Source organism: Aurantimonas coralicida DSM 14790, from assembly GCF_000421645.1.
Lineage (GTDB): Bacteria > Pseudomonadota > Alphaproteobacteria > Rhizobiales > Rhizobiaceae > Aurantimonas > Aurantimonas coralicida.
On record NZ_ATXK01000001.1, the window covers coordinates 780,501 to 803,657 of the forward strand.

The following is a 23,157-nucleotide window of genomic DNA, read 5'->3' on the forward strand; positions in this document are numbered from 1 at the left end:
GCCCTCCTCCTAGCGGACGGCCAGACCCTGGCCGTCGAAGCGGTGCAGCTTGTCTTCCTGCGGGGTCAGATAGACCGTGTCGCCGTGATGGACAGGGAACTCGCCGCCCGCGCGAACGGTCAGCGGCTCGTGGTGAATGGGCGATTCCACGTGCAGGAAGGTGTCGGAGCCCAGATGTTCGGCGACCTTCACGGTGCCCGTCCAGCTTCCTTCCGTGGTCGACAGCGTGACGTGCTCCGGCCGGATGCCGATCGTCTCGACGCCGTAGCGCTGCGCCTCCGCACCCGTCACGAGATTCATCTTCGGCGAGCCAATGAAGCCGGCGACGAAAGTGTTCTGCGGCGCCGTGTAGAGGTCGAGCGGCGAGCCCACCTGCTCGACCTTGCCGGCGCGCAGGACGACGATCTTGTCGGCCATGGTCATCGCCTCGACCTGGTCGTGGGTCACGTAGACCATCGTCGTCTTCAGCCGCTGGTGCAGTTCGGAGATCTCCAGCCGCATGCCGACCCGCAGCGCCGCATCGAGATTGGAGAGCGGCTCGTCGAAGAGGAACGCCGCCGGCTCGCGCACGATCGCCCGGCCGATGGCGACGCGCTGGCGCTGACCGCCGGACAATTGCCCCGGCCGCCGGTCGATATAGGCGTCGAGATTGAGCGTCTTCGCCGCGTAGTCCACCCGCCGGTCGATCTCCGACTTGTCCATATTGGCCATCTTCAGCGGAAAGGCGATGTTCTTGCGCACGCTCATATGCGGGTAGAGCGCATAGGACTGGAACACCATGGCGAGGCCGCGCCTGGCCGGCGGCAGCTCGGTGGCGTTCTGGCCGTCGATCATGATCTGCCCGGCGGTGACATCCTCCAGCCCGGCGATCAGCCGCAGGAGGGTGGACTTGCCGCAGCCGGACGGGCCGACGAAGACCACGAACTCGCCGTCCTCGATCTTCAGGTCGAGTTCTGGAATGATGACGACGTCGCCGAAGGTCTTGCGAACCTTTTCGAGGTGGATCTGTCCCATGGCGGAAGCTCCTTACTTGACGGCGCCGAAGGTGAGGCCACGCACAAGCTGTTTTTGCGAGAACCATCCGACGATGAGGATTGGCGCGATGGCAAGCATCGAGGCCGCGGAGAGCTTGGCGTAGAAATTGCCCTGCGGGCTGGAGAACGAGGCGATGAAGGCAGTCAGCGGCGCCGCGTTCGAGGTCGTCAGGTTCAGCGTCCAGAACGCTTCGTTCCACGACAGGATGATGTTTAAAAGCACCGTCGAGGCGATGCCCGGCACCGCCATCGGCGCCAGCACCTGGGTGATCTCCTTGCGCAGATTGGCGCCGTCCATGCGGGCCGCCTCGAGGATCTCGCCGGGGATCTCCTTGAAGTAGGTGTAGAGCATCCAGACGATGATCGGCAGGTTGATCAGGAACAGGACGACGATCAGGCCGAGCCGGGAATCCAGAAGGCCGAAACGCACGAACAGCAGGTAGATCGGAATCAGCACGCCGACAGCCGGCAGCATCTTGGTGGACAGCATCCACAGGAGGATGTCCTTGGTCCGCTTGGTCGGCGAGAAGGCCATCGCCCAGGCCGCGGGAATGGCGAAGATCAGCCCCAGCGCCGTCGAGCCGAGCGACAAATAGATCGAGTTCATCATGTAGTGGAGGTAGTTCGACTGGGTCTGGATGGTCCGGTAGTTCTCCAGCGTCCATTCGAAGCCGACGAAGACCGCCGGGGTGGAGATCGCCTGCAGCTCGGTCTTGAACGAGGTCAGGAAGGTCCACAGGATCGGGAAGAAGATCACCAGCCCGACGAACCATGCGAGTACCGACATCGAGATCTTGCGGCTCGTGGTCATGCGACGTGACATCTGGCAGCCCTCCTCAGGCGTCGAGATTCTTGCCGATCAGGCGGACGAGGAAGATCGCGACGATATTGGCAAGGATCACCGCCACGATGCCGCCGGCCGAGGCCGCGCCGATATCGCCGTAGGAGGTCGCCTGCTGCGCCACGAGATAGGTGATGTTGGTCGATTGCGATCCCGGCCCGCCCTGCGTCGTCACCAGGATCTCGGCATAGATCGACAGGAGGAAGATCGTCTGGATGAGGATCACCACGGTGATCGCCCGGCTCATATGCGGCAGGGTGATGTAGAAGAAGATCGACAGCGCCCCCGCCCCGTCCATCTCGGCCGCCTCCTTCTGGTCGGTCGACAGGGACTGCAGGGCGGTCAGGAGGATCAGCGTGGCGAAGGGCAGCCACTGCCAGGCGACGATGATGATGATCGACAGAAGCGGCACGTCGGTCATCCAGTCGATCGGCGTGAAGCCGAGGCCGGTCAGGAACTGGCCGATCACCCCGTAGACCGGGTTCATCATCATGTTCTTCCAGACCAGCGCCGCCACGGTCGGCATGACGAAGAACGGCGCAATCACCAGAAGCCGGACGAAGTTCACCCCGTAGACGTCGTGGTCGAGCAGCAGGGCGACGAGGATGCCGCCGCCCACCGTGATGGCGAGAACGCCGAGCACCAGCACCAGCGTGTTGCCGAGGGCTGCGAGAAAGGTCGGATCGGTAAGGAAGTAGCTGTAGTTCTCGAAGCCGACAAAGGGCTGCGAGAGCGGGTTGTAGAGCGTGTAGTTCAGCGTCGAGAAGTACAGCGTCATCGCCAGCGGCACGATCATCCAGATCAGGAGGACGATCACCGCCGGCGCCATCATCGCGCGGGCCGCGGCTTTGGTGTGCAAGGTGGCCATGACACTCCCCCCTCTGCCGCACCGGGTGATGCGGAGCCTGAAGTTCGAACCCGGTCGCCGGCCACGCGGACGGCGTCACGGCTTTCCTGGCAGGTCGCACGGGCCCGGCGATGGTGTCGGGCCGCGCGTATATTGCAGGGCGGGCCAACGGAGAAATCTGCGGACGCGGTCGGGGCGGTTTCGCGCTCCCGTCATCGCCCGCGAACCGGCGGCCCTGTCGGCAGGGCGGCTCGTTCGGCGGCCGCCCTTGCCCATGATCGTCCGCCGGGCGTCGCGCGCGCCGGGATCAGTTCTTGATGTAACCGCCGCGGGTCATCTCGCGGACCGCGATCGCCTGCGACTGCTGCAGCGCCTGCTCGACGGTCGATGCCCCCGACAGGGCCGCGGCCATCTGCTGGCCGACCGCCGTGCCGAGCCCCTGGAACTCGGGGATCGCGGCGAATTGCAGACCGACATAGGGCTTGTCGTCCGTCATCGACGGATCGGCATTGTTGATCGCCGTCAGGGTTGCGTCCGCGAAGGGCGCAGCCTCGGTGTATTCCGAGTTCTCATAGAGCGAGGTGCGGGTGCCGGGAGGCACGTTGGCCCAGCCTTCCTTCTCGGCGACGAGGGCGAGATATTCCTTGGAGGTCGCCCAGCCGATGAAGGTCTGCGCGGCGTCGGCCTTTTCCGACGATGCCGGGACCGCCAGCGACCAGGCCCACAGCCAGTTGTAGCCGTTGTTCGGGCAGTTCTCGATGCCGCAGGGCGCCGGCGCGAAACCGACCTGATCGGGCACCTGGCTCTGCTTGGGGTCGGTCACGAAGGACGCGGCGACCGAGGCGTCCATCCACATGCCGCATTTGCCCTGGCCGAACAGCGAGAGATTCTCGTTGAAGCCGTTGGAGGCGGCGCCCGGAGGACCGTATTTGTTCATCAGGTCGACATAGAGGGTGATGGCCTTCGTCCAGCCTTCGCCCTCGAATTGCGGCTGCCAGTCGGCATCGAAATAATTCGCGCCGAACGAGCGGGCCATGTTGCCGAGGAAGCCCATATTCTCGCCCCAGCCGGGCTTGCCGCGCAGGCAGAGGCCGTAGACGCCGGCATCCTGATCGGTGATCTTCTCGGCCGCCTCGGCGATGAAGTCCCAGGTCGGCTGCTCGGGCATCTCCAGCCCGGCCTTCTCGAACAGGTCGGTGCGATAGAGCGTCAGCACGCTCTCGGCATAGAAGGGTGCCGCGTAGAGCGTGCCGTCGACCGACAGCGCGTTGCGGATCGCCGGGATCAGATCGTCCGCGTCGTAATCGTCTCCGAGACCGTCCAGCGGCTTCAGCCAGTCCTGCTTGGCCCAGATCGGCACTTCGTAGGTGCCGATGGTCATGACGTCGAACTGGCCGCCATTGGTGGCGATGTCGGTCGTCACGCGCTGGCGCAGGATGTTCTCCTCCAGCGTCACCCAGTCGAGCTTGATATCGGGATGGGCCGCCTCGAATTCCGACGACAGCCCCTGCATGCGGACCATGTCGCTGTTATTGACGGTACCAATCGTCAGGGTTGTCTGGGCATGGGCCGGCGCCTGCCAGGCGAAGGCCGCCAAGGCAGTTGCAGCTGCAAGTACCGTCTTGGTCGTCGAATAGTTCATCTCGGTCCTCCCGGTTCACTCGACTGGCCGTTGACCGGCTCTCTTCCGATTTGCGAACCAGTCTGCCTTGGGAATACCGGAACGGCAATACGTCCATCGCCGATGAGTTGGCCGCCGCGGGCGGCGCAGTTTGGCGCAACCGCAAGATGGTATCGTTTGAAACGGCATCGTCCGTCGACCTTACGGCTGGCATCGGCCTCGGTCGGAACGCCTGCGAGGCGACGGTGACGTTGTGGGACGCAGCCCCGGTTCGCGGTCAGCCCGCAAAGGCAAACTCGCCGGCGGCCTCCCATGGCCCTCCCCGGTAATGCCACAGCAGCAGGCCGGTGGCCGTCACCTCGAACGGCTCGAACGCCGCCGACATCGCGGCATGAAGCGCCCTGGCTTCGGCAGCCCGGACCTTGTTCTGGATCGTGACATGCGGGCGAAAGCCCTGCGCGTCCTGCCGTGTCAGATGCCCGGACCAGAGCCGTGCGAGATCCTGCCGGAGCCCGGCCAGGGCGGGGCTGTCGATGGCATAGGCCGTGCCCTGCCCGAGGAACCGCAGCGACGTCACAGGCATTGCAAAGGCCGGTCGCTCCGCCGCCTGCGCGGCAAGCACATCGCAGATCTCCCGGTATTGTCCGCCCGGCAGATGATGGAACAGGGTGAGATGCGCCGGGATCAGATTGCGCTCCGGCGGAAAATGCTGCCGCCGCTCCCGGTCGAAACGCGCAAAGCTCGCCGCATCGAAGCGCAGTGTCAGGATCAGCGGCGCGTCATCCATGGCGTCGATCGTCACAACGCATGGCGGGTCGTGCCGCGAAAGGCCCGCAGCCCTGCCCACCAAGACGGTGGCGGCACCCGGCTTCGCTACCCGTCGCCAAGGCTCTCATACCATTCGGCATAGGCGGTCCCCGCCACCATCCGCCGATTGAGGTCGGGCGCGCCGTCCGTCCACCAGACGGGCCCGCGTTCGCCGAGGCTCGTCTTCGCCGCGTCCACGCGTTGGCGCGCCTCCGCCTTCAGGGCGGCATCGTCCTTGGCGTCGCGGACCGCACGCCGGGCAGACATCAGTTCGTTGACGAGATGCTGGCGCCGTTCGGGATCGAGCGACGGGTCGCTCGATCGCCAGAGCCGGCCCCGCACGACGAAATAGCGTCCGTCCGGCGTGGTCGGATACGTCTTGCCCGATGCCGCGGCGGCCTTGCCGTTCTGCGCCATTACGACACCACGGGCAGGTGCCGGACACACCGCCGGCTGCCGATGGCAGCCCTCCGCGCCTCGCGATCCGGCATGGTCGGGTGCCTAGTTGCGCACGGGTGCATGGGCCGAGCCCTGCGCCGTCACTGAGCGGTCGATCCGCTCGCGATCCAGCACGCCGGAGGCGCGCAGCTCCGCCTTCAGCTTGTCGATCGGCGGGGCGTAGAGAAACCCGAAGGAGACGCAATGGTCGCGCCCCTCCACCGCGTGGTGAAGCCGGTGGGCCTGCACGAGGCGCTTGGCATAGCCGCGATGCGGCACGTAGCGGAACGGCCAGCGCTGGTGCACCAGCCCGTCATGGGCGACGAAATAGAGAAGCCCGTAGAGCGTGATGCCCCATGCGATCGCAAGGAGAACGGGCGAAAGCGCCTGTCCGACGAAGAACAGGGCGACGGCCATGAGGCTGAAGACGACGGCGTAGAGGTCGTTCTTCTCGAAGAAGCCTTCGGTCTCCTCGTGGTGGGATTTGTGCCAGCCCCATCCGCTGCGCCCGTGCATGACGAATTTGTGCATCGCCCAGGCAAACGCTTCCATCGCGGCCACGGTGGCGATCACGATCAGGGCGTAGAGGAGAATCTCGAAAAACATGGCGGCTCTGCAGGTTGCGGGCTCGCGCTCTGGCGCGCGCCCATGCTGTCAATATGGCGAGGAGGTACCGTGCTGCCAAGCACCGGCCGGACGCGTAAAAACCGCGCAAGGGCGATGGCGCGGACGGCTCAGACGGCGCCCAGCACCCTCAGCGTGCCGAGCACCAGACCGTCATGGATCGACACGACCAGCGCGATCTCGACCATTACGGCCGCCAGCAGCGTGGCGCGCCAGCCCAGCAGCCGGGCGATGAAGAAGCCGAGGGTCACGCAGGCCGTATCGCTCAGCGAATTGACGATACTATCGCCGGCATAGGCTCCGGGCTGGCTCGTTTCGTTGAACAGCCGGACGACCGGCGGCGTGTTCTCGACGATCTCCCAGACAACGCTTCCCAGAACGACGACCACCAGCTTGGAGCGAGCCGGCCATCCGGGCTTGAGCCCGTCGACGAAGACATAGAGTCCCGCCCCGAACAGGACATGCATGAAGGAATAGGGGTCGGTCAGATGCTGGGAATTCGCCACCAGCTCGAAGCTCGATGACCAGAGGCGCAAGGGCTCCTGCACCGGCACCAGCGGACGCCCGAACAGCCAGAGGGACAGCGCCGCGAGGGCGTTGGCGGCAAGGCAGAGCAGCACGCAGAGCGCAAGCGATGGCCGGCCCGCACCTCCGGGTCCGGTGGTGGCGAGCGCATCGAGCGAACTGTCTCTGGCATTCGGATAGGCGAGTTTCATGCCTGCCTGGATATGGGAGGTTCGGCGCAATGGTCACGCCCGATGCGACAGTGTCGCATTCAAGGACGCGTCATTCTCCGGATCTCGGCTGCGAGGCCGCCTTGTACCTCCCGTGATCGGCTGGGAGGCGCACCCCGGCCCGAGTCCCGCAGCAAGGGCGAAACGCCGCAGTCCGCTTTCCATGGACGACCGGATGTTTAGCTTTGCCCCGATGAACGATGTCGCCATCCCGGCCGGACAGGCCCCCTCCTCCGCGCGCACGCGCAAACCGGTGCTGCGACCGTTCCAGGCGGCGATCGGCCTGACGCTGGCGGGCTGCGTTCTGGCGGCATGGATCGCCATCCATGTCGGCGCGGTGTTCTTTCTCGATGTCGGATGGCGGACGCTGCCCCTCGTGCCCGTCCTCATCGCCGTGCAGTGCTGGCTGACCGTCGGGCTCTTCATCGTCGCGCATGACGCCATGCACGGCTCGCTCGCTCCCGGATGGCCGCGCCTGAACGCCGCCATCGGCGCCTTCATCCTGACGATCTATGCCGGCTTTGCCTGGCGCCGGGTCCGGGGCGCGCATATGGCCCATCACGACGCGCCGGGCACGGCCAACGATCCGGATTTCTTCGTCGAAGAGCCCGACCGCTTCTGGCCCTGGTTCCGCGCCTTCTTCCTGCGCTATTTCGGCCGGCGCTCGATCCTGTTCGTGTGCACAGTGGTCGCCGTCTACATCCTGGTCCTGGGTGCGCCCGTGCTCAACGTCGTCCTGTTCTACGGGCTTCCGTCCCTGCTCTCGTCGCTGCAGCTCTTCTATTTCGGCACGTTCCGTCCGCACCGGCACGAAGAGGACGGTTTCGTCGACGCGCACAATGCGCGCTCCAACGAGTTCGGCTACATCGCCTCGCTGCTGTCCTGCTTCCATTTCGGCTACCACCACGAGCACCATACCGAACCCTGGGTGCCGTGGTGGGGGCTGCCCAGCCAATGGCGGCAGCGCCAGACGTCCTGAGGCCGGCCCGGCAGACGTGCCCTGCCGATGCAGTGATGGCCAGCGTCAGCCGGCGGGTCGATACCGGTCGGTGTCGAGCCTTGGCAGGAACCAGGCCAGGAGCCCCGCCAGCGGCAGGAACGAGCAGATGCGGTAGACGGTCTCGATGCCGTAGCTGTCGGCAAGGCCGCCGAGGATCGCCGCGGCGATGCCGCCCAGGCCGAAGTTCAATCCGTAGAACAGGCCGCCGATGAGGCCGATCCGGTTGGGCAGCAACTCCATGGCGTAGATCAGGATCGAGGCGAAGGCGCTGGCCATGACGAGGTTGATCGCGATGGTCAGGACGCCCGTCCAGAACAGGTCGGCATAGGGCAACAGCAGGGTGAGAGGCAGCGGCCCGAGCACCGAGATCCAGATGATCCGGTAGCGGCCGATGCGGTCGCCGACGATCCCGCCGATCAGCGCGCCCGCGGCGGCCGAGATCAGGAAGATGAACAGCATCATCTGCGACTGCGGGATCGACAGGCCGAACCGCTCGATCAGGTAGAAGGTGTAGAACGACCGGAAACTCTCCGCATAGGCGTTCTTGGAGAACATCAGCAGCGTCAGCACCGTCAGGCCGATGGCGATCGTCGCCGTGCCATGCCGCGGCAGGTCGGCCTGCTGGCTGGCCAGCGACGCGCGCAATTCGGAGAAATGCCGGCTGATCGTCGCCTGCTGCCGGCCGATCCAGGTCAGGAGCAGCATGGCCGTCAGCGCCGCGGCGGTGAACCAGGCAAGGCTCGGCTGCCCCAGAGGCACGATGATCAGCGCGGCGAAGACCGGGCCGAGGGCACCGCCCGCCTGCCCGCCGACCTGGAAGATGCCCTGTGCCAGCCCCTGCCGGCCGCCGGCCGCATAGCGGGCCATGCGCGTCGCTTCCGGGTGGAAGATCGAGGAGCCGATGCCGATCAGCGCCACGGCGAAGAGAATGGCTCCGTAGCTCGTCGCGAAGGCGAGGCCGAGCAGGCCCGACAGGGTGAACATCATCCCCATGACCGGCGAATAGGGCGCCGGTCGGCGGTCCGTATAGAAGCCGACCAGCGGCTGCAGCAGCGATCCGGCGATCTGGAAGGTCAGCGTGATCATGCCGATCTGCCAGAAATCAAGCCCGTAGCTGCGCTGGATGATCGGGTAGATGGCCGGGATCAGCGACTGCATGAGGTCGTTGAGGAGATGCGCGACACCCAGAACGACCAGAACGCCCGTGTAGGTCCGGGGCTTCAGGGACATGGCAGGAGCGGTGTTCATTCGGGCAATCCGTCATTCGCCGACGCAGGCCGCAACGATTACAGCAAACGGCGGCGGCAGACAGTATCAGATCGTATGCTCCCCTGAATATCGCCGGGGGGTGAGAAATCCCGGCCCGGCTTACGCTTCGTCCGATCCCTCGGCCGCCGGCATCGCTGCCGCCAGGCGATCCAGCAGATCGTTCGCGTGCGCCAGCGGGTCGGCTTCGTCGTCCTCGGGCGCCGGGAAGATCAGCCGGCTCTTCGACCATTCGGCATCGTCGAGCCGGTCTTCGATCCCGGCATCCTGCAGCGCCGCAGACATTGCCGGCGTAAAGCTCAACGCCGTCGCCTTCGGGCCATGGTCGAGCTTCGCGACCCCGGCCGCGCGGCAGCGAAGCCGGAGCTCCGCGAGCCCGAAATGGGTCAGGAGCGTTGCCGGCATCGGCCCGAACCGGTCCACGATCTCCACCCGCAACGCGTCGAGCGTCGCCGCGTCCGAGACCCGTTCGAGCAGCAGCGCCAGCTCGATCCGCATATCCGGTTCGGGAACGTAGTCGGACGGGATCGTCGCCGGCAGCCCAAGGGAAATCACCGGCCGGACATCGTCCGGCTCCGGCCGGCCCTGCGCAAGCGCGACGGCGCGTTCCAGGATCTTGCGATACAGCCCGATGCCGATCGTCTGGACGTGACCGGCCTGCTCGTCGCCCAGGAGTTCGCCCGTCCCGCGCAGATCGAGGTCGCGCGCGGCGATGTCGAAGCCTGCACCGAGCGTGCTGAATTCCTCCAGTGCCTCGAGCCGGCTTCGGGCGTGCTCGCCGAGCTCCCTGCCAGCTTCGGTGGTCAGGAGGACGTGGCCGCGGCGGGCGCCCCGGCCGACCCGGCCGCGCAACTGGTGCAGTTCGGCCAGACCGAAGCGGTCGGCATGGCACACCACCATGGTGTTGGCATTGGCGACATCGAGCCCGCTTTCCACGATGGCCGTCGCCAGAAGAATGTCGTGCTCGCCATGGGCGAAGGCCAGCATCGCGTCCTCCACCTCGTCGGGCTTCATCTTGCCGTGCAGCGTGACCGTCGTCTGCTCCGGCACCAGCGCCTGCAGCTTCGCCGCCATCGGCTCGAGATCCTCGATGCGCGGGCAGACGACGAAGCTCTGCCCACCGCGCGCGCGCTCCGCCGCCAGGGCGTCGCGAACGGCGGCGTCGTCGAACGGCCCGACCCGCGTCTTCACCGGGCTTCGCCGGTTGGGCGGGGTCGCGATGATGCTGAGATCGCTCAGCCCGACGAAACCGGACTGGAGGGTGCGCGGAATGGGCGTCGCCGTCATCGTGAGAATATGGACGCCGTCGGCCAGCCCACGCATGGCGGTCTTCTGCTCGCTGCCGAAGCGCTGTTCCTCGTCGATGATCACCAGCGCCAGATCGTCGAAGGCGAGATCATCGGCGAGGATGGCGTGGGTCCCGACGATGATCTTCGCGGTCCCGTCCTGCATGGCGGCCTTGGCGGCATCGGCCTCGTCCTTGCCGACGAGGCGCGACAGCCGGACGATCTCGACGCCCTGAGCACCGAAGCGGACAGAAAACTCGCGAAAATGCTGCTGGGCCAGAACCGTCGTCGGCGCGATCACCGCAACCTGCCTGCCGGAGAACACCGCGGCGGCGGCGGCGCGCAGCGCCACCTCGGTCTTGCCGTAGCCGACATCGCCGCAGACCAGACGGTCCATCGGACGGCCGGAGGCCAGATTGTCGAGCACGTCCAGGCACGCATTGTTCTGGTCCGCCGTCAGTTCGTAGGCGAAGCGCGCACAGAACCGCTCGAAGGAGACCCGGTCGGGCACGATCTTCGGCGCCTTCGCCTCGGCCTTTTCCTTCAGCCGTTCGACCATGCGGTCGGCGGTCACCGAAATCGCCCCGAAGATCTCGTCACGGCGCTTCTGCCACGTCCGGCCCTTCAGATCGTCGAGCGTCACGTCGGTGGACGCACCGCCATAGCGCCAGACCGCGCCGATGTCGGACATTGGCACCAGCAGCGCCTCGTCATTGCGGTAGCGCAGGCTCAGGGCCTCGCCTTCCGGATCGCCGCCATTGCCGTTCGGATCGATGGGCACGAGGCCGTCGAGAACCGCGACCCCGTGTTCGATATGAACGACCCGGTCGCCGGTCAGGAAGGTATCGACCTGCGGCGCGAACCCGTCCGACGGGCCGGCGACCGCGGCAGCTGCCTTCTGGCCTTCGAGGTTGCGGAGGCTGATGACGGCGACACCGCTTTCGGCGGCGACGAACCCTTCCGTGATCGGTGCGTCGAAGAGCAGCAGCGACGACGGCGCGGCGTTGCAGATGGCATCCCAGTCCGCGGCCGGCTCGAAGGCGCCGTCGAGCGCCGTGCCGGCCTTGCGGGCGGCCGATCGCATGACGCGGCCGTCCGGCCCCGCCAGAACGATGCGGTAGCCGTCGTCACGCAGCGGCGTCACGAAGGAGGCCAGTGCCTTGTAGGGCTGGCGCTCCGTCGCGAAGACCGGCACGGAATAATCCGCCTCCAAATCGTCGACGAGCGCCGTCACCCGCTCCGCGACGAGCGTGTCCCATGTCTCGCGATCCAGATGATCGGCGTGAACGGCGTGCCGGTGCGGATCGTCCGCATCGATCCGCTGCAGGGCATCGAAGACCTCGTCGGCGCGGATCTCGGCGCCGGTCTCCAGCACCATGTCCGCATCCTGCAGATAGTCGAAGACCGTCTCAGCCCGTTCGTATTGCCGGCAGAGGAACCGTTCGCTGTCGGCCGCGCCGGTCTGGAGCGTTTCGCCATCGATTTCCTGCCGGCCCGTGGCGCCGTCGTCGGCTCCGACGATCTCGCTGGCGGGATCGACGATGAGGCAGTCGGTTTCGGTGACGGATCGCTGGCTGACCGGATCATAGGAGCGGATCGCGGTCACCACCCCGTCCTCATGCTCGATCCGGCACGGCCGCGGCGCCGCGGCAGGGAAGATCTCCAGCACCTTGCCGCGAAACGCCGCCTCGCCCGGCTCGTCGACCCGGTCATCGAGCCAGTAGCCGAGATGCTGCAGCTTCGCCTGGAGGGCCGTCTGGTCGAGCGTCTCGCCGACCCGGATTTCCAGATGCAGCCCCTCCCAGACCGACTTCGGCGGCACCTTGCGGATCAGCGCCGCCGGGGTGGTGATCAGGACGGAGGGACGCTTCTCCTCGTCGAGAAGCCAGCGCAGCATCGCCATCCTGTTGCCGGCGGTCGCCACCGTCACCGGCAGGCCGTCGCCCGGAAACCCGTCCGGCGCGTCGAGCTCGCAGACCGAGCCGGGACCCGCCAGAATGCTGGCCAGGGCGAAGATGTCGTGCCGGCGCCGGCCGGTCTCGGCGATGTAGATCAGCGGGCGCCGGTCGTCCGAGACCCGCCTTGCGATCATGGCGGCGACGACCCCGATGGGATGCAGCGGGAAGACCCGTTTGTTCCCGCTCCTGCGATCCTGGCTCGTCGTCGAATGATGCATGTCCCGCCCTTTGAAAAATCCGCACCATCGAACGGGCGGGAGGGCAAAACGATCCGCGACATATTGCTCCGAATGATGGACCGCGCGAACGGCGTGCCGATCGATTGGCAGTCGGCGCAGCCGTGGGGAGGCTGGGTAAAAGCGTCGAAGCAACCGTCCTCAGAGCGAGGCGATGGCCAGATCCTGCGCGATGCGGTCGAGCTCGCCCCGCAACGCCGGGTGCAGGGCGATGCCGTCGGCCACGCGCTGCGTGCGCGCCGCCTCGCGTCCGTCGCCGGGCACGCGAACCGCCGGATAGCCCGGCAGCGGCGTGGAGGCGCGCATCTCGGCAAAGACGCGGTTCGCCGTCGCGGTGAAGTCGCCAAGGTCGCCGAAGGCCGCAATGTCGATGGCTGCGACGAACTGGCCCGTATTGGTCGGGCTCTCGGTGTCCTTGGTGAAATCCACCACGTCCCCCCCGAAGGCGGCACCGTTCAGGACGCCCGCCAGAAGCCCTATGACCATGGCGAGACCGTAGCCCTTGGGTCCGCCGATCGGCAGGAGGAACCCCTCGTCCTTCCGGTTCGGGTCGGTCAGGGGCTTGCCGTCGCGGCCGACCATCCAGCCCTCGGGCATCGGCTCGCCCTTCTGGGCAAGGGTCTTGATCTTGCCCATCGCGGCGACGGTGGTCGCCATGTCCAGAACGAAGGGGTCCGCCCCGCCCGGCGTGGCGAAGGCGATGGGGTTGGTGCCGAGAAGCAGGTCGGTACCGCCATAGGGCGCGACGTGGTTGGCGCTGCCGACGGCGGCGCAGATGCCGATCATCCCGGCCTTTGCCTGGGGGCGCACATAGAGGGCGGCGGGCCCGGCATGGTTGCCGCCGCGCACGCCCACCCAGCCGATCCCCGCCTGTCGCGCCTTGGTAATCGCCATGTCGCAGGCCTGCGCCATCGCCAGCTGGCCGAGGCCGTTGTCACCATCGATCAGCGCCGTGGCGACGGTCTCGCGCAGGACATGCGGGTTCGCGGCCGGGTTGCAGCCGCCGTCCCGCAGGCGGTTCACATACTGGCGCAGACGGAACAGGCCATGGGTGTCGTAGCCGAGAAGATCCGCCTCGACCATCAGCTCGGCCACCGAGCGGGCATCCGCTTCGGGAACCCGGAGGCTGGTGAAGGCACGGGCGGCGAAATCCGCCAGCGCCGCCCCCGAAACAGGTGCCCCGGTCACGCCCTAGCCCTCCGTGACGGTCGAGACACGTTCCTTGTGCCAGAACACGAAGCGGCGCTGGACCCAGCTCACGAAGGCGAAGAGGCCGAGCCCCACGAAGGACAGGTAGAAGATCAGCGAGAACACCCGCGGCGTGTTCAACTGGCTGGCCGCGATGCGGATCAGCTCGCCGAACCCCTTGCCGCCGCCGAGAAACTCGGCGGTGATCGCCCCCGCCATCACGCCGACCGAGCCGATCTTCAGGCCGGTGAAGATCTGCGGCAGTGCCATCGGCAGCTTCATCTTGGTCAGCGCCTGCCAGCGGGTGGCGCCCATCGTCTTGAACAGGTTGCGGCTGTTGGTGTCGGCGGCATGCAGCCCGGCCGCGGTTCCCACCACGATGGGGAAGGTCGCGATGAAGGCACCCAGCGCCACCTTGCTGTCGATGTCGAAGCCGAGCCAGGCGACGAAGAGCGGCGCGAAGGCGACCTTGGGCATGGTGTCGATGGCCACGAGATAAGGCATGATCGCCCGCTCCCCGAAAGCCGTCTCGCCGACGATCACGCCGAGGCTGAAGCCGATCGCGATGGCGAGGAGGAAGCCGTAGAACACCTCCTTCAGCGTGATCCAGAGCGCCGGCAGCATGTAGCCGCCGGTCAGGATGTTCTTGCCGACGAAGATCATGTCGGCCAGCGTCTCGCCGGGCGTCGGCAGGATGATCGGGCTGACCAGACCGAAACGGGTGATGAGGTCCCAGACCAGCACGAAGACCCCGAACACGAACAGCATCTGGATGCTGCGCGGCACGCTGTCCAGCCAGCCGACATGGACCGTCCAGACCGTATCGTCTTCTGCCGTCGGCGCCCGGTCGGCGATCCGTTCGAGACCCGTCATATGAATGCCTCCTTGTCCAGACGGCTCCGGATATGTTCGACGATCTCGCCGAATTTCGGCGTCGTCATCATGTCGAGCGTGCGGGGACGGGGCAGGTCGATCTCGACCACTTCGGCAATTCGGCCGGGGCGCGGCTTCATCACATAGACCACGTCCGACAGGATCACCGCTTCCTGGATCGAGTGGGTGACCAGGAAGGCGGTCGCGTTGCGCGACATGCAGATGCGCTGCAGCTCCATGTTCATGAAGTCGCGGGTCAGTTCGTCCAGCGCACTGAACGGCTCGTCGAGCAGCAACACGGCCGGCTCGGTGATCAGCATCCGGCAGATCGAGGCGCGCTGCGCCATGCCGCCGGACAGATCGCCCGGATAGGAATTCTCGAACCCCTTCAGGCCGACCAGTTCGAGGAGTTCGCGGGCCGGCTCCTGCGCGGCCTTGGCCGCCGCCCGTCCGTCACGGATCTCGATCGGCAGCACGATGTTCTGCAGCGTGGTGCGCCAGGGAAACAGCGTCGCCTGCTGGAACATCATGCCGATGTCGCGGCGTGGGCCGGTCACGGGGCGGTCCTGGAGAACCACCCGCCCCGTGGATGGCGGGATCAGCCCCGACATGATCTTCAGCAAGGTCGACTTGCCGCAACCACTGGACCCGATCACGGCCGAGAAACTGCCCCGGGTCAGGGTCAGATTGACCCCTTCCAGTGCCGTGATCGCATTGCGGGCGTAGGTCTTGCCCACGTTTCGGAGCTGATAGACGAGCTCGCTATGGCTCTCCGTCGGCTCGATCAGGGTTGCGGCAGCCTGCATTACTGTGCGCTCCCGTTGACCTTCATCGTGAAGTCATTGGTGTACGCTTCGGTCAGGTCGGCCAGCGGCTCGGCCATTTCACCACCGGTGACCTGGACCTCCTGCCATTCTTCCCAGACTTCGGGCGGCTGGTAACCGAGGCCCTTGGACTGGTCGACCGGGACGGTCTTGCTGCGCACCGCATCGAACAGGGCCGCGGCGAAGTCGCGATCCTCGCTCTCCTGCGGATTGCCGGCCGCCATGTGCTCCAGCACCTTGTCGCGATTGGCATCGTCGAGGGCGAAGACATGCCCCTTGTGGATCGCCCGCACGAACTTCTCGACCAGCTCCGGATCGTCGCGGATCAGCTCGCCGGTCGTGGCGAAGCCGTTGCCGAAGAAGCGCGCATATTCCGACGGCGTGATGTCGCGCACCGCCTGCCCGCGCTGGTTCAGGATCGCGGCATCCGCGGTCGAGGACGAATAGGCGGCAATGGCATCCTGCGAAAAGGCCGCGACGGCCGGGCCGCCATCGCCGACGGTCAGGAAGGTGTAGTCAGTGCCTTCGGTCAGGCCCGAACCCGACAGTACGTTGCGGGCAAATCCGACCTCGGCCCCGTCCGCGGTGCCGGTGCCGACGACCTTGCCCTTCAGCTCTTCCGGAGCCTGGATCTCGCTGGCTTCCGGCACGACGATGCCGAAATTGGACCGGGCGGCGAAATTGTAGATGAACACGACGTCGACGCCGCGGCTGCGGGCGGCGAGGACCGGTCCCGGACCCGGCCGGCCGAACTGGGCCTGGCCCGAGGACAGGGCCTGCAGGACGGCGCCGGAGCCGTTGATCGCCTCGACCGAGACGTCGAGACCTTCCTCCGCGAAATATCCTTCGCCGATGGCGACGAACACGTTGAACGAGTTGATGGCGGAGGGGCTGGGCTGGACGAAGGTGACCTTCGTCATGTCCTGTGCGGATGCGGGCCCTGCCATGGCCAGCGGTGTCGCCGCCATGGCCCCGGCCAAGAGCGCTGTGAAGATTCGTCTGTTCAGCATGTCATTCCTCCCAGAATGTTAGATGCGCAGTCTCCTACCTCCAGCTCTGTCGGCCGGTTGGTTCATGCAGGGCGGACCGTGTTGGTCAGACGCCCGATTCCATCGATTTCGCAGACCACCTCGTCGCCATCCGTCAGGAAGCGGGGCGGCTCCATCGCATAGCCGACGCCCGACGGGGTGCCGGTCGCCAGGACATCGCCCGGCTCCAGCGTCAACCCTTCCGAGAGCGACGCGATCAGCGCGGGAATGTCGAAGATCATCTGCGCCGTCGTGCTGTCCTGGCGGCGCTCGCCATTCACGAACAGCCGCAGGCCGGTGTTCTGCGGGTCGGGAAATGCGTCCTTCGTCACCACCACCGGCCCCATCGGGCAGGACCCGTCGAGCCCCTTCCCCTTGAAGTACTGCCCGCCATGGCGGCGCTGCACGTCGCGCGCGGTGACGTCGTTGAGGATGGTGTAGCCGAAGACATGCGCATAGGCGTCGTCCCTGGCGATGTCGCGGCCCGCCTTGCCGATGATGACCGCAAGCTCGACCTCGTAGTCGATATGGGTCGAGACATGGGGAAACAGCGGAATGGTCGCGCCCTCCCCGATCACCGCCGTCCTCGGCTTGGTGAAGAAGACCGGCACTTCGGTGACGTTCACGACGGCGTTCTGCGCCCGGGCGCCCTCGGCGATATGCTCGGCGTAATTGCGCCCGACGCAGAAGACGTTCTTTTCCGGACGCGGCAGCGGCGCGAGGAGGTCCGCATCGCCCGGCGCAACGATCAGGGCGCCAAGCGCCGCCTCGCCGGCCTCGGCCGCGGAAACCAGCCTGGCCAATGCCGCCAGCGTCGCATCCCCGCCCTCGATCAGCGCCTGGAGGCGCCCGTCCAGCAGCGCAGGCTCGCTCGATCCCGCCGCCGCGGCGGCCGCCGCCACCGGCAGATACCCTCCGGCAGGCATCTCCACCGCGCAGGCCGGTCCCGAAGAGAGCTTGATCGTAGCAAGACGCATTGGTTCAGATGTCCATCGTTTTGAAGGCGTACAGGCAGTTGGCGATGTCACGATGCCGGACAGGCGACCACCGGACGAAAAGGCGCCATGTCACGGCGAATACACAGCAATTACAGTGCGCCGGACCCTGTTGGCCGGCCCGGCGGGCGTCTGACTTGACGAAGCGATGCTAGCAGGTTTTCTGGCGCCGGATAGTTTTCGCATTTAACCAATGCGACAATTGGTCTAGCATCGCGCCATGATCACCGTGTCCCTGGCCGAGCAGATCAAGCAGTACATCGCCGAGCGGCGCTTCCGTCACAACGAACGGCTGCCGCCGGAGCGCGAGCTGAGCCGGGAGTTCGGCGTCACGCGCGGCGAGCTGCGCAAGGCCCTGGCCGAACTGGAAAGCGACGGCCTGATCTGGCGGCATGTCGGCCGCGGCACCTTCATCGGCGCGCGGTCCGTCCTGAACCTCGCCGACATGGCCTATCTGGGTGAACTGGCGAGCCCGGCCCAGGTGATCGCCGCGCGCCTCGCGGTCGAGCCGGAACTGGCGCGGCTTGCGGCGGTCCACGGGACACGGTCGGATTTCGAGGAAATCGATGCCTGCCGGGTCCGCTGTCGTACAGCTTCGGACTGGCGCAGCTACGAGGCATGGGACAACAAACTCCACCACGCCGTCGCCAAGGCGACCCACAACAAGCTGCTGATCCACCTGTTCGACATGTTGAACGTTGTGCGGCGGTCCACGGTCTGGGGGCAGCCGCGCACGACCAGCCTGCCGTCCCGCGACCACAAGAGTTTCCCGGAACACGACGCGATCTGCGCGGCCATCGAGGCCCGGGATGCCAATGGCGCCGCGCAGTGCATGCGCGCCCATCTCGATTCCGTGCGCGACCGGGTGCTGCCGGCCATTTCGGGCCGACAGCCGGTCTGAGCGATGATCAGACGACGGTGACTTTCAGATCGCCGACGCCGGCGACATGGCATTCCATGACGTCGCCCTTGACCACGGCGCCGACGCCCGAGGGCGTGCCGGTCATGATGACGTCGCCGGCCGCGAGCTCGAAATAGTCCGACAGGTAGGAGATCATCTCGGGCACCTTCCAGATCATCTGGTTGAGGTCCCCGGTCTGCTTCGCTTCGCCATTCACCTTGAGCTCGACCAGGCCGGACGCGGGATGCCCGACCTCCGACACCGGGCGCAGGGCGCTGACCGGGGCCGATGCCTCGAACGCCTTGCCGATTTCCCAGGGGCGGCCCATCTTCTTGGCCTCGCCCTGCAGGTCGCGCCGCGTCATGTCGAGGCCAACGCCATAGCCCCAGACGTGATCGAGCGCCGCATCCACCGGGATGTTCACGCCGCCAGACTTCAGTGCCACGACCATTTCGATCTCGTGGTGCACGTCCTCGGACTTGGGCGGATACGGGAAACTGTCGCCGACCGTCAGATTGTTCGGGTTCTTCTGGAAGAAGAACGGCGGCTCCCGGTCCGGATCATGCCCCATCTCGATGGCATGGGCAGCGTAGTTGCGGCCGATGCAATAGACGCGGCGAACGGGGAACTCCGCGTCCGACCCTTCGATCGGAAGGGTGACGACCGGGGACGGATTGATCGCGTAGTTCGGCATGAAGACGGCTCTCCTTGAAGCAACGATGTCCTTGCATCCCAGATTCCACCCGGCTAATCAATCGAAATCAATCCGCGTTTAGCGAACCAATAGAGACCGTTTTGGCCATGCTCGACGATTCCAGCCCGCCGGCACAGCGTGCGGATGCCCCGGATGCGCAATTGTCGGGCCAGTCGGCACTGGCGCAATTGCGCGCCTTCATCGCCGACCGCAGGCTGCAGCCGGGCCAGCGCCTGCCGCCCGAACGCGTCCTGTGTGTCGAACTCGGACTGAAGCGCAGCGATCTGCGCCAGGCGCTGGGCGTGCTGGAGCAGGAAAACCGGCTGTGGCGGCATGTCGGCAAGGGCACCTTCCTGACCGATCAGGAGCCCGATGACGCTGCCGGCCCCTTCGACCAGCTGGCCCGCAAGGTCAGCCCCGCCGACGTGATGCGCGCCAGGGCGGCGTTGGAGCCGGCGATCGCCCGCGACGCGGCGCTGCACGCCTCGGCCTCGGCAATCGGCCGGCTGCAACTGACCACGGACCGCACGCGGCAGGCCGCGACATGGCGGGAATACGAGGCGCTGGACAACGAGTTTCACCGCCAGATCGCCGAGGCCAGCGGCTCGACCACGCTTCTGGCGCTGTTCGACCAGCTGAACACCCTGCGGCGCATGGTGTCCTGGGGCCGCGTGGTGCGCGAAGGCCCGCGTCCGCCCGCCGAGCACGGCAGTTTTGCCGAACACGACCGCGTCGTCGACGCCATTGCCCAGCGCAGCCCCGACGCCGCCCAGAACGCCATGCGCACCCATCTGCGCTCCGTCGAAGACCGCCTGCTGCGCTAGCCGATCGGAGCCGGCGCAGCCCAGGCGCTCAGATCAGGAATGCCTCATGCGTGGAGGGGTGGAACAGCTCTTCCGGCGTCAGCTGGCGGCTCGACAGACCCTGGGCGTGGTGCTGCTGCAGGAAGGCATCGAGCGTCGGCCGATTGGCAGCGATGCCGTAGGACCAGAAATCCTCGCCCATCAGGTCGCGCGCCCGCGCCAGTTGCTCCTCCACGAAGGGCAACGTCACCTTGGTGGCCGAGGTGTCAGCCAGCTGCACCAGCGCCAGTGCCTTCGCCTCGGTCATCGCCTTGAGCACCGCGCCCGGCAGCCAGGGATGCGCGTCGGCAAGTTCCTTGCGGACCCCGACAATGTGCATGATCGGGAAGATCTGCGTGCGCTCGTACCAGTCCATCGCCGCGGCGGTGGGATCCGGGAACAGCCAGCCGACATTGTTCTCGGCCCCATGGCATGACGGCATGCGCGGCGTGATGATCGCCTCGATCTCGCCGTCGAGCAGCAGCTGCGACAGCGACTTGTCCTCCGGCGCCGTTTCGATGCGGATCGCATCCGGCAGCTTCAGCGCGATCTTTTCCGGCCGCCCCGGCTGCTCCAGCCCGCCGCGCACCCAGGTCACGTCCTCCGGCTCGACGCCATGTTCCTGCAGAATGGCGCGCACCCAGACATTGGCGGTGAGCTGATATTCGGCGACGCCGATGCGCTTGCCCTTGAGGTCGGCGGGAGACTTGATCCGGTCGGTGCGGACGTAAAGCGAGGTGTGGCGGAAGGCGCGGGAGAGGAACGCCGGCACACCGACATAGGGGCAGTCATCATTCGCCGTCTTCACCGTGAAGCTCGACAGCGACAATTCGCAGATGTCGAATTCGGCGTGGCGGAAGGCGCGGAAGAAGATCTCTTCGGGCGACAGCACCATGCAGGTCGGCTCGACGCCGTCGATCTGGACGCGGCCGTCGACGATGGGCCGGGCGCGATCGTAGTCGCCGACGGCGACGGACAGGTTCAGCTTGGACATGCGGGGATTCCTCCTGTTGTTTCCGGATTGTGCTGGGGAATGGCGCAGGTGCGGCCGCTTGCGTTCGCGCGTCGCATCGGCTCCCCTGCCGCGCCATGGGACGGAGAGGCGGGCAGATGAACAAGGCAGTGCTGATCGACGAACTGGTTCTGGCGAACCGCATCCTCGCGCATGAAGGCGTGCTCGACGCGTTCGGCCATGTCAGCGTGCGCGATCCCGACGACGCGAACGCTTTCTATCTCTCCTGCTCGCGCAGCCCGGGCCTCGTCGCGGCCGGCGACATCATGCGCTTCGATCTCGACGGCAAAATCCTGGAGGGCGACGGCAAGCCCTATCTGGAGCGGGTGATCCACGGCGCGATCCTGAAGGCCCGGCCCGATGTCGCCTCGGTCGTCCACCATCACGCGCCATCGGTGCTGCCCTTCGCGCTGGTGGAGACAAGGCTCAGGCCGGTCTTCCATCTCGGCGCCGTCGCCGGCGAGACGGTGCCGGTGTGGGACAGCCAGGACGCGTTCGGCGATACGAGCCTTCTGGTCTCCGACACGCCGATGGCCGCCTCTCTCGCGGCCGCGCTCGGCGATCGGCCGGCGGTGCTGCTCAAGCGCCACGGCGCCGTCTGCGTCGGGCGCGATATCGCCCAGGCGGTCTTCGTTTCGATCTGCATGCGCGACAATGCGGAGCTTCTCGCCAAGGCGCTGGCGCTCGGCGGGCCGTCCTATCTGACGCCCGGCGAGATCACGCAGGCCGCAGCCAAGCACGATGACGGCGCGCCCGTCGCCCGCGCCTGGGAGTACTGGGCGTCGCGCGTTCGAGGGTGACACCTCAGGCCGGAGCATGGGGCCGCGCCTCGCTGATCTCGGAGGCGACCCCGCGCAATTCGTCGAGCAACGCCGCGGCCAGCGGGGTCGGCACATAATCGGCCCGCATGGTCAGGCCGACCTGCCGGTTCGTGCACTCGATCCTGACCGGCAGGATCGTCAGCGTGCCGGCCTCGACCTCGTGATGCACCTGATGGCGCGACAGGATCGCGACCCGCTCGCCATTCATCAGCAGTGTGCGCACGGCAACGACGGAATCGGTCTCGATCACCCGCTTGGGCGCGTCCAGCCCGAAGGCGCGCAGCGCCGCCTCGAACTGCAGACGCAGCGGCACACCCTTGAAGGGCAGCACCCACGGAAAACCCAGACAGTCGGCAAGGTTCACCCTGCGGCGTCCGGCGAGCGGGTGGCGCGCACCGACGACCATCACGACGTCGTCCTCGAACAGTTCCTCCGACACGATGCCTTCGACCGGCGCCGGGCGCCGGATCGTGCCGACCAGCACGTCGATGTCGCCCTGGCGCAGCGCCATCAGCAGTGAGCCATAGGTCCCGTCGACGATCGCGATCTCGGCTTCCGGGTAACGCATCAGCAGGCGCTCGACCGCGACGGGCGCAAGGCGGACACGGGTCAGCGGCAGCGCGCCGATGCGGATCTGCCCACCGGTCGCGCCTTTCAGGATCTCCACTTCCTCCAGCCCCTGTCGGATCTCGGAGAAGCACAGTTTCACCCGGCGCAGCAGCGCCTCGCCGGGCGGGGTCAGCCGCATGCCCGCGGTCGCGCGGTGAAAGAGCGGCAGGCCGGCACGGTTCTCCAGCGCCCGGAGTGATCGGTTGAGAGCCGGCTGGGACAGGCCGGCATGGCGCGCGCCGGCGCTGACGGTGCCATGCGCGGCGACAGCCAGTAGGGCGGCAAATTCGTGGTCGGCGGCATGGATTGTCAGCGACGGCCGGGGACGGGCCGCCTCGCCGGACATCGCCGGCAGTTCGAGTTCTGCGATCCGCAATTGCTCCTGCGCCCGGCCGATACGCCTGACGAGCAGGATGCCGGCCTCGCTGGCGGCCAGGCGGCGCGAGGAGCGATGAAACAGCGTGATGCCGAGCTCGGCTTCCAGCGATTGGAGCGCGCGCGAAACGGCCGGCTGCGACAGCCCAAGCTGCCGCGCCGCATTGGCGATGGCCCCGCCCTCTGCGATTGCGAGCGCCACCCGAAGCTTGCGCAGCTTCGCCAACCGATCCTCCCCTCAAGCCGAAAGTGCATCCGATTGATGCCGATCCGCCATTGTTTTCAGAATGATGTAGCATCGCG

22 protein-coding genes are annotated in these 23,157 nt (G+C 66.8%); 4 read left to right on the top strand and 18 right to left on the bottom strand.

Annotated elements, in window-relative coordinates; translation table 11 throughout:
- Positions 1 to 9 precede the first annotated feature (9 nt).
- The 8 genes from H536_RS0103640 to H536_RS23110 all read right to left on the bottom strand — a co-directional run bounded on the left by H536_RS0103640 (position 10) and on the right by H536_RS23110 (position 6,928).
- Positions 10 to 1,014, bottom strand: a complete 1,005-nt coding sequence (locus H536_RS0103640; RefSeq protein ID WP_024349172.1) for an ABC transporter ATP-binding protein — start codon at positions 1,012 to 1,014, stop codon at positions 10 to 12.
- Positions 1,015 to 1,026: 12 nt separating this feature from the next.
- Entirely contained in the window at positions 1,027 to 1,857 is an 831-nt protein-coding gene (locus H536_RS0103645; protein WP_024349173.1) for a carbohydrate ABC transporter permease, read from the bottom strand.
- A gap of 13 nt (positions 1,858 to 1,870) precedes the next feature.
- Positions 1,871 to 2,743 carry a carbohydrate ABC transporter permease gene (locus H536_RS0103650; RefSeq protein ID WP_024349174.1) on the bottom strand — a complete coding sequence of 291 codons (873 nt, stop codon included), beginning with the start codon at positions 2,741 to 2,743 and terminating at the stop codon, positions 1,871 to 1,873.
- Between the two features lie 286 nt (positions 2,744 to 3,029).
- Positions 3,030 to 4,364: an ABC transporter substrate-binding protein gene (locus H536_RS0103655; protein ID WP_024349175.1), complete on the bottom strand. Its 1,335-nt coding sequence runs from the start codon at positions 4,362 to 4,364 to the stop codon at positions 3,030 to 3,032.
- A 256-nt stretch (positions 4,365 to 4,620) separates the two neighbouring features.
- Positions 4,621 to 5,130, bottom strand: a complete 510-nt coding sequence (locus tag H536_RS0103660) for a 2'-5' RNA ligase family protein (RefSeq protein WP_024349176.1) — start codon at positions 5,128 to 5,130, stop codon at positions 4,621 to 4,623.
- An 86-nt stretch (positions 5,131 to 5,216) separates the two neighbouring features.
- On the bottom strand, positions 5,217 to 5,567 hold the full coding sequence (locus tag H536_RS0103665) for a hypothetical protein (RefSeq protein ID WP_024349177.1): 351 nt from the start codon (positions 5,565 to 5,567) through the stop codon (positions 5,217 to 5,219).
- 84 nt (positions 5,568 to 5,651) lie between these two features.
- Complete coding sequence (locus tag H536_RS0103670; RefSeq protein WP_024349178.1) at positions 5,652 to 6,194, bottom strand: sterol desaturase family protein; 543 nt, start codon at positions 6,192 to 6,194, stop codon at positions 5,652 to 5,654.
- Between the two features lie 128 nt (positions 6,195 to 6,322).
- Positions 6,323 to 6,928: a DUF2585 family protein gene (locus tag H536_RS23110; RefSeq protein WP_024349179.1), complete on the bottom strand. Its 606-nt coding sequence runs from the start codon at positions 6,926 to 6,928 to the stop codon at positions 6,323 to 6,325.
- Between the two features lie 193 nt (positions 6,929 to 7,121).
- Here H536_RS23110 and H536_RS0103680 point away from each other — a divergent pair, with 193 nt between their 5' ends.
- Positions 7,122 to 7,925, top strand: coding sequence for a fatty acid desaturase (locus tag H536_RS0103680; RefSeq protein ID WP_202814795.1), 804 nt, complete (start codon positions 7,122 to 7,124; stop codon positions 7,923 to 7,925).
- A gap of 45 nt (positions 7,926 to 7,970) precedes the next feature.
- On the opposite strand, the gene H536_RS0103685 is transcribed toward H536_RS0103680, so the two are convergent.
- From H536_RS0103685 to H536_RS0103715, 7 genes are all read right to left on the bottom strand, one after another.
- On the bottom strand, positions 7,971 to 9,194 hold the full coding sequence (locus H536_RS0103685) for an MFS transporter (RefSeq protein ID WP_024349181.1): 1,224 nt from the start codon (positions 9,192 to 9,194) through the stop codon (positions 7,971 to 7,973).
- A 120-nt stretch (positions 9,195 to 9,314) separates the two neighbouring features.
- Positions 9,315 to 12,674: a DEAD/DEAH box helicase gene (locus H536_RS0103690; RefSeq protein ID WP_024349182.1), complete on the bottom strand. Its 3,360-nt coding sequence runs from the start codon at positions 12,672 to 12,674 to the stop codon at positions 9,315 to 9,317.
- A gap of 159 nt (positions 12,675 to 12,833) precedes the next feature.
- Positions 12,834 to 13,880, bottom strand: coding sequence for an Ldh family oxidoreductase (locus tag H536_RS0103695; protein WP_024349183.1), 1,047 nt, complete (start codon positions 13,878 to 13,880; stop codon positions 12,834 to 12,836).
- 3 nt (positions 13,881 to 13,883) lie between these two features.
- Complete coding sequence (locus H536_RS0103700) at positions 13,884 to 14,753, bottom strand: ABC transporter permease (RefSeq protein ID WP_024349184.1); 870 nt, start codon at positions 14,751 to 14,753, stop codon at positions 13,884 to 13,886.
- Positions 14,750 to 15,559 (bottom strand): ABC transporter ATP-binding protein, encoded by an 810-nt coding sequence (locus H536_RS0103705; protein WP_024349185.1) that lies wholly within the window; start codon positions 15,557 to 15,559, stop codon positions 14,750 to 14,752. Before H536_RS0103705 ends, H536_RS0103700 begins: the two co-directional genes overlap by 4 nt.
- Positions 15,559 to 16,587 (bottom strand): ABC transporter substrate-binding protein, encoded by a 1,029-nt coding sequence (locus H536_RS0103710; protein WP_024349186.1) that lies wholly within the window; start codon positions 16,585 to 16,587, stop codon positions 15,559 to 15,561. The genes H536_RS0103705 and H536_RS0103710 overlap by 1 nt, the downstream gene beginning before the upstream one ends.
- 62 nt (positions 16,588 to 16,649) lie before the next feature.
- Entirely contained in the window at positions 16,650 to 17,582 is a 933-nt protein-coding gene (locus tag H536_RS0103715) for a fumarylacetoacetate hydrolase family protein (RefSeq protein ID WP_024349187.1), read from the bottom strand.
- Between the two features lie 238 nt (positions 17,583 to 17,820).
- Between H536_RS0103715 and H536_RS0103720 the strand changes: the two genes are divergently transcribed.
- Entirely contained in the window at positions 17,821 to 18,501 is a 681-nt protein-coding gene (locus tag H536_RS0103720; RefSeq protein ID WP_024349188.1) for a FadR/GntR family transcriptional regulator, read from the top strand.
- A 7-nt stretch (positions 18,502 to 18,508) separates the two neighbouring features.
- Here the strand turns inward: H536_RS0103720 and H536_RS0103725 are convergent, their stop codons facing one another.
- The gene (locus H536_RS0103725; RefSeq protein ID WP_024349189.1) at positions 18,509 to 19,195 is read right to left on the bottom strand and encodes a fumarylacetoacetate hydrolase family protein; all 687 of its coding nucleotides are present in this window, start codon (positions 19,193 to 19,195) and stop codon (positions 18,509 to 18,511) included.
- Positions 19,196 to 19,302: 107 nt separating this feature from the next.
- Between H536_RS0103725 and H536_RS0103730 the strand changes: the two genes are divergently transcribed.
- The gene (locus H536_RS0103730; RefSeq protein WP_024349190.1) at positions 19,303 to 20,019 is read left to right on the top strand and encodes a FadR/GntR family transcriptional regulator; all 717 of its coding nucleotides are present in this window, start codon (positions 19,303 to 19,305) and stop codon (positions 20,017 to 20,019) included.
- Positions 20,020 to 20,047: 28 nt separating this feature from the next.
- Here the strand turns inward: H536_RS0103730 and H536_RS0103735 are convergent, their stop codons facing one another.
- Positions 20,048 to 21,031 (bottom strand): ABC transporter substrate-binding protein, encoded by a 984-nt coding sequence (locus H536_RS0103735; RefSeq protein WP_024349191.1) that lies wholly within the window; start codon positions 21,029 to 21,031, stop codon positions 20,048 to 20,050.
- A 116-nt stretch (positions 21,032 to 21,147) separates the two neighbouring features.
- On the opposite strand from H536_RS0103735, the gene H536_RS0103740 reads away from it, so the two are divergent.
- The gene (locus H536_RS0103740; RefSeq protein WP_024349192.1) at positions 21,148 to 21,849 is read left to right on the top strand and encodes a class II aldolase/adducin family protein; all 702 of its coding nucleotides are present in this window, start codon (positions 21,148 to 21,150) and stop codon (positions 21,847 to 21,849) included.
- Between the two features lie 4 nt (positions 21,850 to 21,853).
- Here the strand turns inward: H536_RS0103740 and H536_RS0103745 are convergent, their stop codons facing one another.
- Positions 21,854 to 23,080 carry a LysR family transcriptional regulator gene (locus tag H536_RS0103745; RefSeq protein ID WP_024349193.1) on the bottom strand — a complete coding sequence of 409 codons (1,227 nt, stop codon included), beginning with the start codon at positions 23,078 to 23,080 and terminating at the stop codon, positions 21,854 to 21,856.
- Positions 23,081 to 23,157 lie beyond the last annotated feature (77 nt).